We start from the raw sequence: 16,126 nt of genomic DNA on the forward strand, positions 1-16,126 counted from the left end.
CATTAATAAAGGAAGTATTTACAATTTTTACTAGGGTTTAGGAATAGATAATTTAATAAAGCCTATTTAAGTAAAAAGGATTTTTCACACTGGGGATTTTTAGTAAAAACGAAGACGTGCGTGGAGTGGTTTGACCTTAAGAAAGCTCCTTTAACAGGTAGGTAAGCTTAAAAAAGTAACCGCCGTCACACCGACGGCGGTTATTTTTTCTGAAATACTCATTAGTAGGGCACGTTGAATCGAATACCCCTACTTAAAAATCCTTAAAGCTTTTCCTATCTATTTAATTGTTTCACTTTTATAGGCTTTGTCGCCTCCTTACTTACTTTGATGATTTCCCCGATAATACTGATGGCAATTTCTTGTGTTGTTTCCGAGCTAATATCCAATCCGATTGGAGAATGGACCTGCTCTAATAGTTCTTCGCTGACCCCTTCATTTTTTAGTTTTTGAAGTATGGTGATGGTTTTACGCTTGCTGGCGACCATGCCAACATAGGCAATCGGATATTTTAGTGCCGTATTTAATACAATATCATCACCATCTTTTGTTACTATTACCACATAAGACTTTTCATTTGGGCTTGATTGGCGCAAAGCCTCTCCAATATCCTCATGTACAAAGATGTTGGTTGCATTAGGAAAGCGTTCCTTTGTCGCATAACCAACCCGGTCATCCACAACGCTATATGGAATTTCAAGGAAGTCAGCGAGCGTTGCCAGCGCATGCGCCAGATGACCGGCACCAGCCAAAACGAGTTCTGGCCTGCTTTTATACACTTCAATAAACACCCGCAACGTACCGCCGCAGCTCATTTGAATCCCATCTTTTGCATGTCTGTTCAATTTGTATTCAACGATTTTCGATTGACCCTTTTCGAGCGCCTTTACACTCTCCTCGATGATATAGTGTTCGGCCAATCCCCCGCCGACAGTGCCTTCAATCGTCCCATCACGGTATACAATCATTTTTCCAACATGCCTGGGAGTCGAGCCCTTTGATTCAATTATCATAGCGAGTGCAAAGGTTTCGTTTTGACTGTTCAGCATGGCCACTTTTTCCATCAGTAGCATGAATAAAGCTCCCCCCTTTTTTGAAAGGCTCTTTTCTAAAAGATTGTTGATAATGAGTATTCGCAAATAAAAATTGCAATATCGCAAATAAAAGGGTTGATTTCGCAAATAACACTCGTAAAAACGCAAATAAAAGTGCTGGATTTAATTCGGTTGATATTGCTTCAAACTAAGAAAATAACGTAATAGATTTAAAGCTACTTTTTTTCTATAGATAGCAGTGGAGCGCTGATCGTCGATTGGCCGAATAATCTTATCGAAGGCTGCGACAACCTCGGCGATGTCTGAATCTGCTAAAGGTATGGTTTTTCCAAGCAACTTCTTCTCAATATCAATGGAACGGACCATCGTAGGGCCAACCGCCCCAAATGCAAAGCGGACATCCTCGACTCGAGAATCATTGACCCGGATAAGTCCTGCAAACCCTACTTTAGCAATGGCATCTGCGTTGCGGTTGCCGACCTTCTCAAACACAACATGTGAACCTTCTTCGAGCACGGACGGCAAGATAATTTCAGCCAAAATTTCATTGTGTTGACGCCCAACCCTTCGCACCCCTTGTATAAAATCGCTAATCGCAACGACCCGATCACCATTAACGGACCGCAGCAAAAGCTTGGCATTGTACACATATAACAGTGGCAGTGTGTCACCAGCCGGAGAAGCGTTGCAAATATTCCCTCCCAATGTCCCTCTGTTTCGAATGGCCGGTGCAGCAATCGTTTTGATTGCGTTCTTTAACGGAATAGGAATTAACGGTTCTTCAAGTAATTCGCTATAGGTACAGCAGGCACCGATATGGAGGTCCTTTTGATTTTGATACACACGCTTAAGTTCGGATAGTTGGTCAATAAAAACAACTGGGTTTGGAATTTTCGGGGGGACTCCCCTTCGACTTTTGTGAAGGACCATAACATCGGTTCCTCCGGCAATGATAGTACAGTTTTCTTTATTCAATTGGCTCAACGTTTGGTCTAAACGATCGAAGCGATATGCGGTTATTTTTTCTGCCATAAGCCGTCCCCTTTTTTCGCTGCCAGGTTGATCGCATCCACAATCATATTGTAGCCCGTACACCGGCACAGATTTCCGGAAATCCCTTCCCGAATTTCAGCCTCCGAAGGATGAGGGTTTTTGGATAATAAAGCGGCACTAGCCATGACCATCCCCGGAATACAGTAACCGCATTGCACGCCTCCGGCACTGGAATAGCTCTCATCCAAAATCTTAAATTGTTCTGTATCCATAATCCCCTCTATCGTTACAATGTCAGCCCCATCAATCGATCCAATCGGAATAAGGCAGCTGTTTTGCAGAAGATTATTGACAAACACGCTGCAGGCTCCGCATTCTCCTTCACCGCAGCCTTCCTTTGTTCCGATTAACGCAAACTCATCTCTAATAAAATCTAGTAATCTTGCTGTGGGAGGGGCATCCGTTTCTACCAATCTTCCATTAAGAGTAAATTTTATCAACCATGTTCACCTGCTCTCATTCATAGACTTTCGATTATGACTTCCGGTGTAATGGGAATTTGCTGAAAAGACGTTTGCAGTGCATCCTCGATCGCCGCTTGGACAGCTGGGGCACCGCCGATTAACGTCAATTCACCTGCGCCCTTCGCCCCGTATGGACCATCGGCATAGGGATTATCAAAGACCTTGCTTTCGATGGAAACCACGTCCATTGAAGTCGGTGGACCGTAATCTGAAATGCTTTTTTGCTGGATTCTTCCTTCCTTTGACGTCATCTTTTCTAAATACCCGTACGCCAATCCTTGGGCCAAGCCGCCGTCAATTTGGCCTTTCAAAATCCGGTTATCAATGGCTTTCCCCACTTCATAACTGCCGTATACTTTTTCCAGCTTTACATTTCCTGTTAACGTATCCACTTCCACTTCTACGATATTAACGCCCCAGGAATAAGCCGGGTAGGCATCCCCCGTAAAGGTCTTCTCATCCCACGGAATCATTTCACGGTGAACATAGTTCTCCACTACTTCCTGCTCCACCCCTGCCTTCCACTGAGTCTTCAGTTTTTTGGCGGCGCGTTCAAGCAATTTCCCGACAATCATCGTCGTCCGGGAGGCTACAGTTGGACCGGAGTCAGGAACCTCTTTTGTATCGGGGTCAGGGTACAAAACTCTATCGAATGGGAGGTCGATTGCTTGGGCGACAATTTTACTTAGCGTCGTATAAATTCCTTGTCCCATATCAGAATTGGAGATCTTTAATATAACTTTGTCATCCTTTGATTTAACTAGCTTTACCGTTGCTTTAATATGATCCCTTTCGCCGCTGCCTGTAAATCCACAGCCGTGTAGGAACAGCGAAGTTCCGATGCCTTTTCTATAGCGAAGATTTTGTTGATTGAAACGCTGGAACTCCCCTTTTTTCTTTTTAAAATCTGACGCATTAAGCAAATCCTCAATCATGTCTTCCATTAAGATTGGGTCGCGGAATTGGCCTTTGGTAATGGTGGGGTCTCCTTGTTTGACGAGGTATTTTCGTTTATATTCAAGTGGTTCGATGTTTGCTAGTTTACTAAGATGGCCCATATGACTTTCGATTCCGGCAAAACTTTGCGGAGCTCCAAACCCTCTGAAGGCCCCATTTGGAACGGTATGGGTCTTTAAGACGTATCCTTTTGCATGAAAATGTGGAATTTTATAAACGCCTGCGCTGTTTAATAAGGCACGCTGCAGCACGACTGAGCTTAATCCAGCATTTGCTCCGCCATCAAGAAAGACATCCACACACATGCTCAAGATATTTCCTTCTTCATCAATAGCCGTTCGATATTTGAATTTGGCCGGATGCCTTTTCGTGGTTACCACCATATCTTCAGAGCGATCGAACACGAGCATCACCGATTTCTTGACGGCATTTGCCGCAACCGCGACATGACACGCCATCATCGAAGGAAATTCTTCTTTGCCGCCAAAACCTCCGCCGGTTGGGCTTTGAACCACTCTAACTTCATCATCACCGCAGGCTAAAGCGCTTATTAACGCATTTTTTATATAATAAAGGCATTGCATCGAGCCTTGGACGACAATTTCATCATCCTTATAGATACCTAACATTCCTTGTGGCTCTAGGTAGACATGCTCCTGATAACCCGTAGCATATTCTTCTTCAATGATTTGGTGGGCTCCCTGCTCAATCGTCCTAATCGCATCTAAGCTTTCTCCAAATTCATAGCTTGCCATTGTAACCCCGTGTGCTGATTTTTGTTGGATGGCATCATCCAATGTGTAAATAGCCTGATGTTCTTCAAATTCAATCTTCACTTCATTTAGCAAACGGTACAGGATATCCAGCTCTTTTCCAACGAGCATAAGAATCGGTTCCCCAATATAATTAACCCAGTCATTGGCAAAAATGGGCTGATCTTCTTGGATGATTTTCACAACATTCGGACCGGGGATCTGCTCTGCCCCAACCGCTTCATACCCTTCAGGAAATTTTGGCAATTGAATGGATTTGATTTTTCCATAAGCAATGGGCGAACGAACCAAAACGCCATAAACCATGTTTTCCACTTTCACGTCGCTAATATAAGCCAACTGGCCCGACACTTTACCACTATGGTCCTTTTTGGGCACTGCGGTGCTTATGTCTTTGAGACTCATTACATACAACAACACCCTTCGACTCATTATTTATTAATAGAAACCTCTTCCTACAATTTTATAAATAAGAATGATATTTTATGATTCATTTTTGCACCATTACGTTGTATAAGCCATTTTAGTTTTAAAATAATCCATGGCTTCTTGGTAATCCTCCGGCGTATCGACATCCATTAAAACACCCGGATCATTTACATTCAGATAATTCTTATCGTAATTAGCGAGGACCATCCGTAAATTACTTTTTGGATCGGTTTCAAGAATTTTCCGTTTCACATCACTTGATAATTTAATAGGGTGACCACCTTTATAATTAAAGCTGGGAATAACTACATCCTCTTTGTGTTTTGCGATTAGCTGAACGGTCTCTTTTTTAACAAGCGGACAATCTCCCGGAGTTAGTAAGATGGTTTGGGCATTTACTTCAGAGCAGCCCTTTTGGATGGAACTAAACATTCCTTGGTTAAAGTTTTCATTATAAACAAACTTCATCTCGAATGAATAGGCATTTTTACTGCTGATTTTTACTATTTCCTCCAGGATGATTTCCGCCTGAAACCCCGCTACAACGATAGCCCTGCTAATTATTCCTTCAAATTTAGAAATCGTTTGCTCCAATACGGTCATATGCCCTAGTGGCAGAGTCATTTTATAGGCATTCGCCCGGCTGGAATATCCAGCTGCTAGGATGATAGCTTCTATATTGGTCACCTCCTAGAATAAAACGTAAAGGATCACAAAAATGAACAGTGATCCTTCGGATTTATTTATTCAAATACTTGCGTCTGCCGAATGATCCGATTTGAGATCTTCTAATATATCATTATTCTTTTGTTCTTCCCTTTTATTTAAAAATAGGTTAAGCACAATAGCGGTAAAACTTCCAATTACTATCCCGTTTTGGAAAAGCAAACGCAATCCCTCGGGCAATTTAGCAAATGCATCAGGGATAACTGCGGCTCCCAACCCAATTCCTACCGAAATCGCTATAATCAGCAGATTTTCATTTCTTTGGAAATCAACACGGGAAAGCATTTTGATACCAGAAGAAATAACCATACCAAACATCGCAATCATTGCTCCCCCAAGAACAGGATTTGGGATAATCATTGTAAGCGCTGCCACTTTTGGCACCAATCCTAATATCATCAGAATCACACCGGCGGCAATGACGACATTGCGTGTTTTTATTCTCGTAAGGGCGACCAACCCCACATTTTGGGAAAATGTCGTGTATGGAAAAGCGTTAAAGATTCCTCCAATAAAACTAGCCAAACCTTCTGCCCTCAATCCTTTTTTGATATCAGACGATTCCAGTTTCTTCTCGCAGACATCCCCCAATGCCAAAAATACACCTGTTGATTCAATCATGCTTACGATGGCGACGAGAATCATCGTTAAGATAGCAGTTATATGGAAAGTGGGAATCCCGAAGTAAAACGGCTGCACCATATGAAACCAGGAAGCCTGGCTAACTGATGATAAATTCACCATTCCCATCCCCATCGCAACCAGAGTACCTAAGATCATGGAAATTAGAACAGAAACAGCTCTCATGTAGCCTGATAGGTAGCGATTAATAAAAATAATGAGGGCTAGGGTCAATGCCGCCAGTAATAAATTTCTTATGCTCCCAAAATCAGGTGCCCCTACTCCTCCTGCAACGTTGTTCATCGCTACAGGAATGAGTGATATCCCAATAATTGTTACAACAGATCCTGTTACGACAGGCGGAAAATACCTCATTACTTTACTCATAAATTGAGCAAGTATCATGACAATGATCCCGGAGACGATGATGGCACCATAAATAGCGGTTATACCCTGAAGTTTCCCAATTGCAATCATCGGTCCAACTGCCGTAAAAGTACACCCTAATATAACTGGAAGCTTAATTCCAAAATACTTTCCTCCCACTACTTGAAGTAATGAGGCAATTCCGCAGGTAAACAGGTCGATAGAAATAAGGAAAGACAATTGCTCCGGGGTCATACCTACCGCAGGTCCAACAATAAGGGGAACGATAACGGCCCCAGCATACATGGCCAATACATGTTGAAGACCTAAAGTCCCAATTTTCCATGGAGTTAACTTTTCCATTATTTTGCCTCCCTTGGTAACGACTTTTTGAGCAGAAATAATTTTCAGACGTATGATCATACTCTTTAAATCTTTCCTATTGCTGTGCTCCCCCTTTTCAAAAGATTTTTAATAATTTTTTCTTTAAATTATATTTCTGATAATAATAGTTATACCGTTCTACAACATTAAGATTAACAATGAGCATTTAACTAAAATAAGGAACCTATCAAATATTTGTTACTCAACTACACCGTGTCCAATCAAATGAACATCTGCGGTAACCTTAAATTTGGCATTTTTATATTCCGTATTCCACTTTTTAAAATCAAAATTTCGTGTCCTAGACTTTGCAAAGTGGCCAAAGCCGACTGGGTCAATGCCCTTTCTTTGAAAATCTTCAATTAACATTTTGCATTCCCGAGCGATTTGTTTCGCCAATTGGTTCTCAACTTTTTGAATCTCGCCTTCCTTAAGCATCTTTTCCTGGTGTTCGGTGAGATCTCCTTTCAATTTAATCTTGATCGAGAATGTATAGGGGTCCCTTCTTATCAGCCTCATTTTTTTCTTTAACCCAATACTTTTGACAGTAGATTCACCATGAGCCTCCTTTACTTTAACTGCCCCCAATATGTGATTGTCAACAAGGAGTTTGAAGTAAAACATTTTATTCTCATGGAGAATATCGACAACCTTTTCATCTTTAAAAAGGGCTAATCCAGTTATGGTCACTAAACTATGATTACTCTTCTTAAGCATTGGTAAATATGGATCCTGCCCTCTCTTGTAAAAATTGGCTAAAAAACGATGAAGATTGGTTATAGGCAAATTTTGTTGATTCATATTATGTTCTAGTAACTGTGTCAGGTATTGGGAATTCCCGCGGTCCCCATATCTTCCTTTAAAAATATCAATCGCTTTCCCATCTACTACAGCCAACTGAACCCTTGCTCCCACGCTTGGATCCCGTAAAAAGACGTCTAGAGTTTTAATTAGTCCCTCACGTGCGACATCCTCGCCAAAAAGGGCAATATCAAGACTTCCACTGACAATTGGCTGTGATGCCTTTTTCTGCATTTCAGATACCAAATCCCGGATAACATTTCCTTTGGAGACAAACGTAAAATTCCCGAATGACTTGTCTGGCTTAAACACGGGGATCATGATACTTCCAAGGAACTGGTTACCACTTTTATCAATCCCGATCCCAGTGGCAATATTTACATCATCAATCACTTTTCTATCCACGCATCCAGACAGGATTGTCATGCAAAACAATACCGCAACGATAAAGTGGCTCTTTTTCACTTCGCTTTCACCTTCTTTTTAATCAGTAGTGAAAAATATAGCAGCGGTGTGTAAACATAAGCTAAGGCAAAGCCAACAAGTGCCGTATAGTCGAAAAGAACGTTCAGTCTTTCTCTAGTAGAAATGAGCACCACAATAATCAGACATGCCAACGCAATAAAAATAACCGATTTTTTTTGACTAATATGAAAAATGCGTTTGGTCACTCTGCTGGCTACCCATAAAGAAAGGGCAATATTTGGGAGTAAAATCAAAGCCCAATTGGCAATTCCCAAATACTCAAACCTTTCTAGAATCGGAAGCCGGACAATTTTCCACATTTCCAATGTTGCCCAAATCGATTTTTCAAGCAGACCAAGAGGAAAATAGGCAAAGGTAATAACTGCTAAAGCAGCATAAATAAAAGTGGTTGCCAAAAGCCCGATATGAACAAATTTTTTTGATTGCTCAGGTTTCTTAATGAAAGGATAAAAAAACAATAAAATGCCATAGCCAAGGTAACTCAGTGACATATGGTAGCCGCTTTTTACTAGTTGAATAAAGGAATGATCAAATATTGGCAATAGATTGGTAAAATCCCCATACTGTAAGGCAAATCCGAAAGAAAAAAGTAAATAAAAAGGAATAACTAGTCCAAAAAAGGAGATTCCGGCTACGGTCCGAAAGCCTCCGTATACGATATAGATTCCTAAAAGTAAATATACAGCTGCGAACCAAAACGAGCTTAAACTTTGAAACATCCAAGTACGAATAATTTCAAACAGGCCGCCAAGTACCGCTGCACAAGTAACTGTATAATAAAAAATAAAGAGGGTATTTATACTGTTGCCGATTATTTTTCCAAATAAATAAACATTGGCATCCAGTACATCCCCATTTACAGTCTCACAAATCTTATACATAATCCACACGATGATGTGGATGGTTAATCCTGCCCCAATAACCGATATCCAGGCATCAGTGCCAGCATCTTTGGCAATAATGCGCTGAAAACCAAGAACTCCTATTCCAATCTGCATCGAAATGATGACATAGGCGGCCATAAATGGTGATATTTGGAGTCTCTCCTGGACGGGTCCCTGAATCATTACTCCTCTTCCTTCCTTATTCATCAATGTCCTTCTTTTTATTAGCCTTCTCCTTGCTAAACCGGGTGGAGTCTTTGGTCCTTAGAAACTGTGGACGTTTCGCCTGACTTTTGAAAGGCAGACGGAATAAAGCATCTTTAAAATCCTTCACTCTAAGCGGAAAGACTGGTTCCATAAAGGGGAAGCCCAACGATGTAAGCCGCAGCAAATGTGTAAGCAAAAAACAAAAAGCAATCGTAATCCCTACTAACCCCCATATTTCAGCCATGATCAGAAACGGAAAACGCAGAATCCGGATGGTATTGCTCATTTGATAGACAGGTGTGGTAAAGGAAGCTAGTGCAGCAAGGGCAATTAAAATTAACAGAACATTACTTGTAAGCCCGGCTTCCACTGATGCTGTCCCCAAGACAATACCGCCTACGATACCGATTGTCTGGCCGACCTTGGTTGGAAGCCTTGCCCCTGCTTCCCTTAGAAGTTCAATCGTTACTTCTAAAAACAATACCTCAAGAATGGGCGGGAAAGGCACAACACGCCTTGAGGTAACTAAGGTAATTAATAAGTCTTTTGGAATCATTTGATAATGGTAAGTCACCACTGCCACATAAAGAGGTGTAACCATAATCGAGAAGATAACGGAAAATAAACGTATTAATCGAATAAAGGTTGCAAGAATCCAGTTAAGAAAATAATCTTCGAAAGAGTTAAAGAACTCTGTCAAAGAGGTTGGCCCAATCAAGGCATGCGGTGAGCCATCAACTAAAATAATCACTTTCCCCTCAGCCAAACTGGAGGTCACCCGGTCAGGCCTTTCTGTATCAAGCAGCTGTGGGAAAGGAGAATTCCCATTATCTGAAATAATCTGAGTAAAATAGGAACTGTCAGCGATTTCATCCTTTTCAAGATCGCTAATCCGCTGTTTGACCGTATTAATGATTTCCTTATTCGTAATCCCTTTGATATACAGGACACATACCTTGGTTAACGATAATTTTCCAACTATAAATTGTTCCGCGATGAGTTCCTTAATTGGCAAACGCTTTCGGATCATATTTATGTTTTGGTCAATGGCTTCTACAAAGGCTTCTTTAGGACCTACAACACTAAATTCAATCTCTGGTGCAGAAACCGACCGGACAACTTGTTTAGGTGAGGAGATGAAGGCAAACTCCTTTTCCCCTTCTAAGGTAAGCATGACAAAACCTTTCATCAACATTTCCGGGATATCATTAGAGCTGTTCGATAGTTCTACATCTGCTATAGGAAGAAGCTTTTTAACATCGGCAATTGTGTAAAACTCACCCTCGAGTAGAGGGGGAACAGCATTATTATCCATCACCTTTTCTTCAACAAGTGTAGAAAAGTATGTGAGTGTAAATTTCTTTCCTGACTTTTGATTAAAGTAATAGCTCTTTTGATAATCCTTTGATTTAGTAAGTTCCTTTTCCCAGTCTTCGGTTTGGTCCTTGCTATATTCACGTTTTACCAGGCTGCTTTGGTGGTCTTTTTGGTTAGTTGGTATATTTTTTTTGTTAATAATGTGTTTAATTGATTTAAAAAGATTAGCCATATTAGCACCATTTGGAAGTTTTTCTCTTATACTTTCCTAAATTGGCTAGAATATCCTGCATTAACTGAAAAACCACATTTTATATTCCTTGTTTTTCACGGGTCCATTTTGCAAGAGTAACCGAATCTGTTAAGGTGCTCCTTCTTTTCTTTGACATCATCTGTTTTTTGATTATTCGCTGTATGTGGAGTGAGATGCAAAGCTTTTTGTTTTTGTTTTTCTTTTTTATTTTCTTTTTCTTTTTGTCCACGTATCGGAAAACAATGCGTGAACGTATCGTCTATCGCTTCGTATTCCTCATCGATATATGTATCATTTTCATTTTCGTAATTTTATAGATTCCAATTTGTGTTGTTTGTGGATTGGTAAGGAGATAGAGATAAAAATACCTGTCCTCCGGGGTCATCCCTTCCAAAACAATCGGATTGAAACAGAAGTCTGTACGAAAACAAAAAAGATTTATTGTAAAAAAAATAGCTGTCAACATTGTCGACAGCCCTAAACTAGCTAATACCCTCTTTTTTATTAAAATTTAGATTGATAGTTTTCGATTTTACATATGCATGGCTTTACAATATTCTGTTTACTTTTTGTTTTTTCGGTTCTCAAACCGTTTTATGGCATCTTCGAATGTTCCGCTTAAGACACACAACACTTGCGATCTGTTCTCGACTTGAAGACTAGCCTCGAGGTCGTGTTCAAGAGTTGTGTTTAATATTTCTTTTGTCATTTTCAAACCAAGTGCCGATTTTTCCAACATCAAATTGGCAATTTCAAAGGCGGCAGGAAGAACCCCACCCTCTCCAGTTAGCCGAGATACTAAACCGATTTGCAGTGCTTCTTCAGCTAAAACTTCTCGCCCTGTTAACAGCAGTTCTGAGGCCCGTGACATTCCGACCAAACGGGGTAAAAAATAGCTGGCACCCAATTCACCACCGGAAAGACCCACGTTCACGAAGGAGGCGATAAACCTGGTATTTGGACCGGCTATTCTCACATCGGAAGCTAAAGCAAAGCACATCCCACCACCTGCTGCAACCCCGTTTACCGCAGCTATTACCGGTTGCGGAATTTGTCTAAACCTTACAATTAAATCGGACAACCTTTTTTGTGAATCAAAAAGCTGTGGCGCTCTTTCTTTTATGTTTCCTTCAAATTGCCGCTGTTCTTTTAAATCAGTCCCTGAACAAAATGCCTTACCCGCACCCGTAAGCACCAAAACCCTACAGTCCGTGTCGTACTTTAAACTGTCCAACACAGTTGCCACTTCATCCATGAGCTGATACGAAATGGCATTGTATCTTTCAGGCCTGTTAAAGGTCAATAAACCTATTTCCCCCTTCTTCTCCCATGTAATCGTCTCAAAACGTGCTGTTTCATTTATCATTGCCTGAACACCCCTTATTCTAATAGTATTACATATTCATATACTCCTTTACTTTTGAAACAATTTTTGGCATGTGTAACCATTGTGATACATCGGGCACATAATTACATAGAGTTAAAACCACCATCAATCCTTAAATCAATCCCATTTTTTGAGTAAGGATATCAGAAAATTCATATCTAGTAGGATTGGGAGGTTTCAAAATACTTCAAGTAGAATATACATAATTTTCTGATAATAGGCAAGTGAAAGTTATATACTAGTTCAGCTATGTCCAAATGCGGATTAAAAAATAGATGCTGAACTCGCTTGTCAAAAATAAGAATAATGGAACAGTCAGTTTATCATTTGGTATGGGGTACCTTTTTCCTATAACAAAGATATAGGGGCTTTTCTGCAGATTATCTGCATAGAATGTAGACAAGTATAAGTGACCTTAACCGGGAGGAGATACCTAATGAATTTTATTGAAGACATTAAAGACGTGAAATTTAGCTTTTTGGAAAAACCGCCGGCGTCGTCTATGTCTTATGCCTTTGTTTATGTTAATAATGACAACGAACACTTTGCAGTTAAAAATGGAGAGCGTTTGACACGCAGTGAATTGCGGATTGGCAAATATAAAAGAGTTTATACCGTCAATATGCAGCAGCAAACCTTCACCTACAATGAGGAAGTTCCCTCGGCCACAAGAGGAAGAAGCTTTTCTGTCAATTTATCTATCGATATTGCCGTTGACCACCCCGAACTGTTAGTTCAACAAAATGCAGGGGAAATTGGCCAGATCTTCAACAATCATCTGCCCTTCTGGGTGGAATCGGAAGCAAGATTTTATCCTATAGAAGAGGAACTGAGTTTTGCCCGGCATATTGAAGAATTTTTTCAAACATCAAGATTGGTTAAGGTGTTACGAGAGGCTGGAATTGTGGTTCGAAATGTTCGTGTTTTGACCCGGCAAGGTATTCGGGACCAGCACCATGATGAGGCGATTGCCGATTTAGACCGGAACGCAGAACTATCTGCCTATCAAGAGGCTCTCGACTTGGAGGAAGCGCGCCGGATTTCGGCCTCTATTAAAGAAGCCCTTCAAGCGGGTGATTTTATCACGGCAGGGAAACTTGGAGAAAAGAATGAAATGGCAAAACGGTTAGTGGAATCTGAGTTTAGCCAAAATCGAGCCTTTAAATATGAGGTAAACAAACAACTTTTAAACTTGATCAACGATCACTCTATTGACCAGTTTGAGGCAGAACAAAGATTGGCCAAGCTAAAAAAACTGTTCCCCTATCTCCCTGTTAATCTGGAAAACAGCAATAGAAAAAAACAGATTGATAGTCCAAGGAAAGAACTTCAATCCTATCTAAATAAAGGAGATTAGCGATTGTGGAATCCATTTTAAAACAGCTGTTTTGGATTTGGTCACCTATCTCTGCCCTGCCGGAATGGTTGCGTATTTTTTTGGTTCTCTTTGTTCTATTGCAGCTTGTAAGGCTGATGTTGTTGTACCTTGTTCCGCCTTTTTTAAACTTGTTGGCCCTTTTGTTGAAAAAAATGCTGTATCTCATTTCCTATCCAATCATGACATTCGTTTGCACGATGCAAAGAAGACGGAGAGAAGCAGGAGAAGCTGGCATACCTGTTTGGATTGAGTTTATTGAAGGAATGTTTTCCTTGCTCGAAGGTTTTTTCAACAAAATCATTCAGCTTTTCATGAAACGGAAAAGGAATAGGACAAGGTTGAAAAGATGGACCTTCTACTCTGCCACCACATTAGTAATTTTGCTGACAGCGGCAATCATCAGCAATCCAAATAAGTGGTATACAGAAAAATGGAAGAAAGCTGAAGCTTGGTTAAACCAAGAACCTGTACACGTACAAACAACCGTGGCTTCCCCTGTTCAAAAAGAATTTATTTTAAATAAGCAATATGAAGACGGAGGAAATATTCGTGAAGCTCCCACACTAACCGCACCACGTCTTTACACGATTACAAACGGAGAAATCATCCACTTTTTGAATGAAGAACAAGTAGATTCCAAAGGAATTAAGTGGCTAAAAGTTGAAACCGCAAACGGGGTCGAAGGCTGGATTTCGGCCTTGATTGTCAGGGAAAAATAATAAATTTGATCCTTTTTCCAATTCATAGAACAACCTAAAATAGGAGAGTAGACTCCAATGGGAATAGTCCACTCTCCTTATTTAAAGCTCTTTCCAACTTTATCAAACTGTGAATCTCAAACTAAAAACAGAAAGTTCTCTCCCATTTAAAAAAGAGCATAGAAAAGATGATGAAATAAAAGAATATGATTGTTAAGAAAATCGTTATTTTTTGTACATAAGAAATAATGATATTCCTAGTAAAAGTGCGGCAACACCTCTTTGCCAATCAAAAGGAATTTGTTTTCCGCCAAAAAGACCGAAATGATCAATTACTCCACTTATTAATACTTGGCCTAATATAACAGATACAATTGTTGTAGCTACTCCGATTTTCGGTACAGCTAATACCATAATAAGCACATATATAGCTCCTAACAATCCGCCTGTTAATTGCCATTTTGGAACTGAGAAAACGTTTAATAGGTTCCCCTTACCTAGAAAAATAGTACACACTAATAAGATTAATGTACCAATAGCAAACGAAACAAAAGCACCCTCAATTACCCCTATTTTCTTTCCAAAACCTCCATTAATTCCCGCTTGAGTACCTATAGATATACCTGCTATAACAGCGAGAAGGGTCATAATCCAATTCATAGTGCGCCTCCATATTTTTTAGATAAGTCAAGAAGTAAGAAAACACTTCCTTTTATCGATTTGTCCACAAGCCATTATAACAGAAAAAGGAAGTGAGGAAGTGCAGCATCGGACCTTAAAATATTTAGGAATATACATAAAATCCACCTTTCCAAAAAAGTTATATCAGTATCTTGGCCATTATAAAGTCCGTTTGTTCTTCATCCCCCATATAAAAAGAGTGCGTCCCCGTTTGAACAAACCCCATTTTTTTATAAAAAGCAATAGCATTTTCATTCTTTTCCCATACACCTAGCCAGATTTTCTTTTTATTACGTTCCATGGCAATTTCCAGCGCTTTATTTAGCAGGTCTTTACCAAGCCCATGTTTTTGGAATTCTTTCTTTATGTAAATCCTTTCAACTTCAAGCGATTCCTCACCCATTTCTTCGGACTGAGCATCATTGATATTGACCTTTAAATATCCAGCCACGTCATTATTAAAATAAATGAAAAAGAATTGCGATGAAAGATTAGATAATTCTATTTCTAATTGATTTAAATTAAATGCCCTTTCCAAATAGGCAATCATATTTTCGGATGAATTCTGATCCTTAAATGTCTCATTAAATGTTTCATAACTAATTTCTTGAAGGGTGTGTAAATCTTCAAGGGTGCATTTTTTTATATTTATAGTCATTTTTATATTTCGCTCCTTTAATAAAATCTCTTGTTTCCCTTTTTGACAAATTCCCAGTCTTTTTCTACATTTTTTCTTACTCTTTGAAGAAGATTGAAAATGGTTTCTACTTCTCTTTCGGAAAATCCCTCTAATGCTACGGTGTTGGAATAATCATTTTCACGTCTTATAAAAGGATAAACATTTTTCCCTTTCTCTGTTGGAAAGAGTTTTTTAATTTTTTTGTTATGTTGATCGTCTTTCTTTTCTATAAAACCATTCATCTCAAGTTTTTTTATCGCACGAGCTGCTGTTGTTCGATCTACTTTTATCATCTCAGCTAACTTTTCTTGAATGATTCCTGGATTTTCACATATTCGCACTAGGTACAAATATTGCCCTTTTGTAAGGTCATATTCTTTAAATTCTATATTACTTATCGAATCTAACGCCCTTGCAATCATACCAATCTCACGAAGAATTTCCTTCATTATTAACTCCTTTACACATATTTTTGTTGCAAATGCAATAAAAATGATATAGATTAAATTTAACTTATCTTTGTTGCA

The 16,126-nt window shown here is 39.7% G+C and carries 15 protein-coding genes and 1 pseudogene; 2 read left to right on the forward strand and 14 right to left on the reverse strand.

Annotation, left to right across the window (positions count from 1 at the left end; all coding sequences use genetic code 11):
• Positions 1-275 precede the first annotated feature (275 nt).
• The 11 genes and pseudogenes from KHB02_RS11515 to KHB02_RS11565 all read right to left on the reverse strand — a co-directional run bounded on the left by KHB02_RS11515 (position 276) and on the right by KHB02_RS11565 (position 12,142).
• Positions 276-1,073, reverse strand: coding sequence for an XdhC family protein (locus KHB02_RS11515; protein ID WP_213140623.1), 798 nt, complete (start codon positions 1,071-1,073; stop codon positions 276-278).
• A 144-nt stretch (positions 1,074-1,217) separates the two neighbouring features.
• Positions 1,218-2,087, reverse strand: coding sequence for an FAD binding domain-containing protein (locus KHB02_RS11520; RefSeq protein WP_213140624.1), 870 nt, complete (start codon positions 2,085-2,087; stop codon positions 1,218-1,220).
• Positions 2,072-2,548 (reverse strand): (2Fe-2S)-binding protein, encoded by a 477-nt coding sequence (locus KHB02_RS11525; protein ID WP_213140625.1) that lies wholly within the window; start codon positions 2,546-2,548, stop codon positions 2,072-2,074. The genes KHB02_RS11520 and KHB02_RS11525 overlap by 16 nt, the downstream gene beginning before the upstream one ends.
• A 20-nt stretch (positions 2,549-2,568) precedes the next feature.
• Positions 2,569-4,707, reverse strand: a complete 2,139-nt coding sequence (locus tag KHB02_RS11530) for a xanthine dehydrogenase family protein molybdopterin-binding subunit (RefSeq protein WP_213140626.1) — start codon at positions 4,705-4,707, stop codon at positions 2,569-2,571.
• A 99-nt stretch (positions 4,708-4,806) separates the two neighbouring features.
• Complete coding sequence (locus KHB02_RS11535) at positions 4,807-5,418, reverse strand: nucleotidyltransferase family protein (RefSeq protein ID WP_213140627.1); 612 nt, start codon at positions 5,416-5,418, stop codon at positions 4,807-4,809.
• A gap of 60 nt (positions 5,419-5,478) precedes the next feature.
• On the reverse strand, positions 5,479-6,807 hold the full coding sequence (locus tag KHB02_RS11540) for a nucleobase:cation symporter-2 family protein (protein WP_213140628.1): 1,329 nt from the start codon (positions 6,805-6,807) through the stop codon (positions 5,479-5,481).
• 219 nt (positions 6,808-7,026) lie between these two features.
• The gene (locus KHB02_RS11545; protein ID WP_213140629.1) at positions 7,027-8,094 is read right to left on the reverse strand and encodes a Ger(x)C family spore germination protein; all 1,068 of its coding nucleotides are present in this window, start codon (positions 8,092-8,094) and stop codon (positions 7,027-7,029) included.
• Positions 8,091-9,206 (reverse strand): GerAB/ArcD/ProY family transporter, encoded by a 1,116-nt coding sequence (locus tag KHB02_RS11550; protein ID WP_241113824.1) that lies wholly within the window; start codon positions 9,204-9,206, stop codon positions 8,091-8,093. The genes KHB02_RS11545 and KHB02_RS11550 overlap by 4 nt, the downstream gene beginning before the upstream one ends.
• The gene (locus KHB02_RS11555) at positions 9,199-10,755 is read right to left on the reverse strand and encodes a spore germination protein (RefSeq protein WP_213116181.1); all 1,557 of its coding nucleotides are present in this window, start codon (positions 10,753-10,755) and stop codon (positions 9,199-9,201) included. Before KHB02_RS11555 ends, KHB02_RS11550 begins: the two co-directional genes overlap by 8 nt.
• Before the next feature lie 313 nt (positions 10,756-11,068).
• Positions 11,069-11,161 (reverse strand): annotated as a pseudogene (locus KHB02_RS11560) (DNA replication protein DnaD); the annotation flags it as partial.
• 177 nt (positions 11,162-11,338) lie between these two features.
• Positions 11,339-12,142, reverse strand: a complete 804-nt coding sequence (locus tag KHB02_RS11565) for an enoyl-CoA hydratase/isomerase family protein (protein WP_213140630.1) — start codon at positions 12,140-12,142, stop codon at positions 11,339-11,341.
• A 457-nt stretch (positions 12,143-12,599) separates the two neighbouring features.
• Between KHB02_RS11565 and KHB02_RS11570 the strand changes: the two genes are divergently transcribed.
• Positions 12,600-13,520 (forward strand): hypothetical protein, encoded by a 921-nt coding sequence (locus KHB02_RS11570; RefSeq protein WP_213140631.1) that lies wholly within the window; start codon positions 12,600-12,602, stop codon positions 13,518-13,520.
• Between the two features lie 5 nt (positions 13,521-13,525).
• Entirely contained in the window at positions 13,526-14,260 is a 735-nt protein-coding gene (locus KHB02_RS29905) for an SH3 domain-containing protein (RefSeq protein WP_213140632.1), read from the forward strand.
• Positions 14,261-14,464: 204 nt separating this feature from the next.
• On the opposite strand, the gene KHB02_RS11580 is transcribed toward KHB02_RS29905, so the two are convergent.
• The 3 genes from KHB02_RS11580 to KHB02_RS11590 form a co-directional block, all read right to left on the reverse strand.
• A complete protein-coding gene (locus tag KHB02_RS11580) occupies positions 14,465-14,899 on the reverse strand; it encodes a DMT family transporter (protein ID WP_213140633.1) in 435 nt (144 codons plus the stop codon).
• Positions 14,900-15,059: 160 nt separating this feature from the next.
• Complete coding sequence (paiA, locus tag KHB02_RS11585) at positions 15,060-15,578, reverse strand: spermidine/spermine N(1)-acetyltransferase (RefSeq protein ID WP_213140634.1); 519 nt, start codon at positions 15,576-15,578, stop codon at positions 15,060-15,062.
• 17 nt (positions 15,579-15,595) lie between these two features.
• Positions 15,596-16,048, reverse strand: a complete 453-nt coding sequence (locus KHB02_RS11590) for a MarR family winged helix-turn-helix transcriptional regulator (RefSeq protein WP_213140635.1) — start codon at positions 16,046-16,048, stop codon at positions 15,596-15,598.
• Positions 16,049-16,126 lie beyond the last annotated feature (78 nt).

The organism is Neobacillus citreus, from assembly GCF_018343545.2.
Classification (GTDB): domain Bacteria; phylum Bacillota; class Bacilli; order Bacillales; family Cytobacillaceae; genus Neobacillus; species Neobacillus citreus.

Excerpts from the sequence above, each read along its gene's own strand:
- KHB02_RS11515 (WP_213140623.1), bottom strand. The coding sequence starts at position 1,073 with ATGCTACTGATGGAAAAAGTGGCCATGCTGAACAGTCAAAACGAAACC.
- KHB02_RS11520 (WP_213140624.1), bottom strand. The coding sequence starts at position 2,087 with ATGGCAGAAAAAATAACCGCATATCGCTTCGATCGTTTAGACCAAACG.
- KHB02_RS11530 (WP_213140626.1), bottom strand. The coding sequence starts at position 4,707 with ATGAGTCTCAAAGACATAAGCACCGCAGTGCCCAAAAAGGACCATAGT.
- KHB02_RS11540 (WP_213140628.1), bottom strand. The coding sequence starts at position 6,807 with ATGGAAAAGTTAACTCCATGGAAAATTGGGACTTTAGGTCTTCAACAT.
- KHB02_RS11550 (WP_241113824.1), bottom strand. The coding sequence starts at position 9,206 with ATGAATAAGGAAGGAAGAGGAGTAATGATTCAGGGACCCGTCCAGGAG.
- KHB02_RS11555 (WP_213116181.1), bottom strand. The coding sequence starts at position 10,755 with ATGGCTAATCTTTTTAAATCAATTAAACACATTATTAACAAAAAAAAT.
- KHB02_RS11565 (WP_213140630.1), bottom strand. The coding sequence starts at position 12,142 with ATGATAAATGAAACAGCACGTTTTGAGACGATTACATGGGAGAAGAAG.
- KHB02_RS11570 (WP_213140631.1), top strand. The coding sequence starts at position 12,600 with ATGAATTTTATTGAAGACATTAAAGACGTGAAATTTAGCTTTTTGGAA.
- KHB02_RS11580 (WP_213140633.1), bottom strand. The coding sequence starts at position 14,899 with ATGAATTGGATTATGACCCTTCTCGCTGTTATAGCAGGTATATCTATA.
- paiA (WP_213140634.1), bottom strand. The coding sequence starts at position 15,578 with ATGACTATAAATATAAAAAAATGCACCCTTGAAGATTTACACACCCTT.
- KHB02_RS11590 (WP_213140635.1), bottom strand. The coding sequence starts at position 16,048 with ATGAAGGAAATTCTTCGTGAGATTGGTATGATTGCAAGGGCGTTAGAT.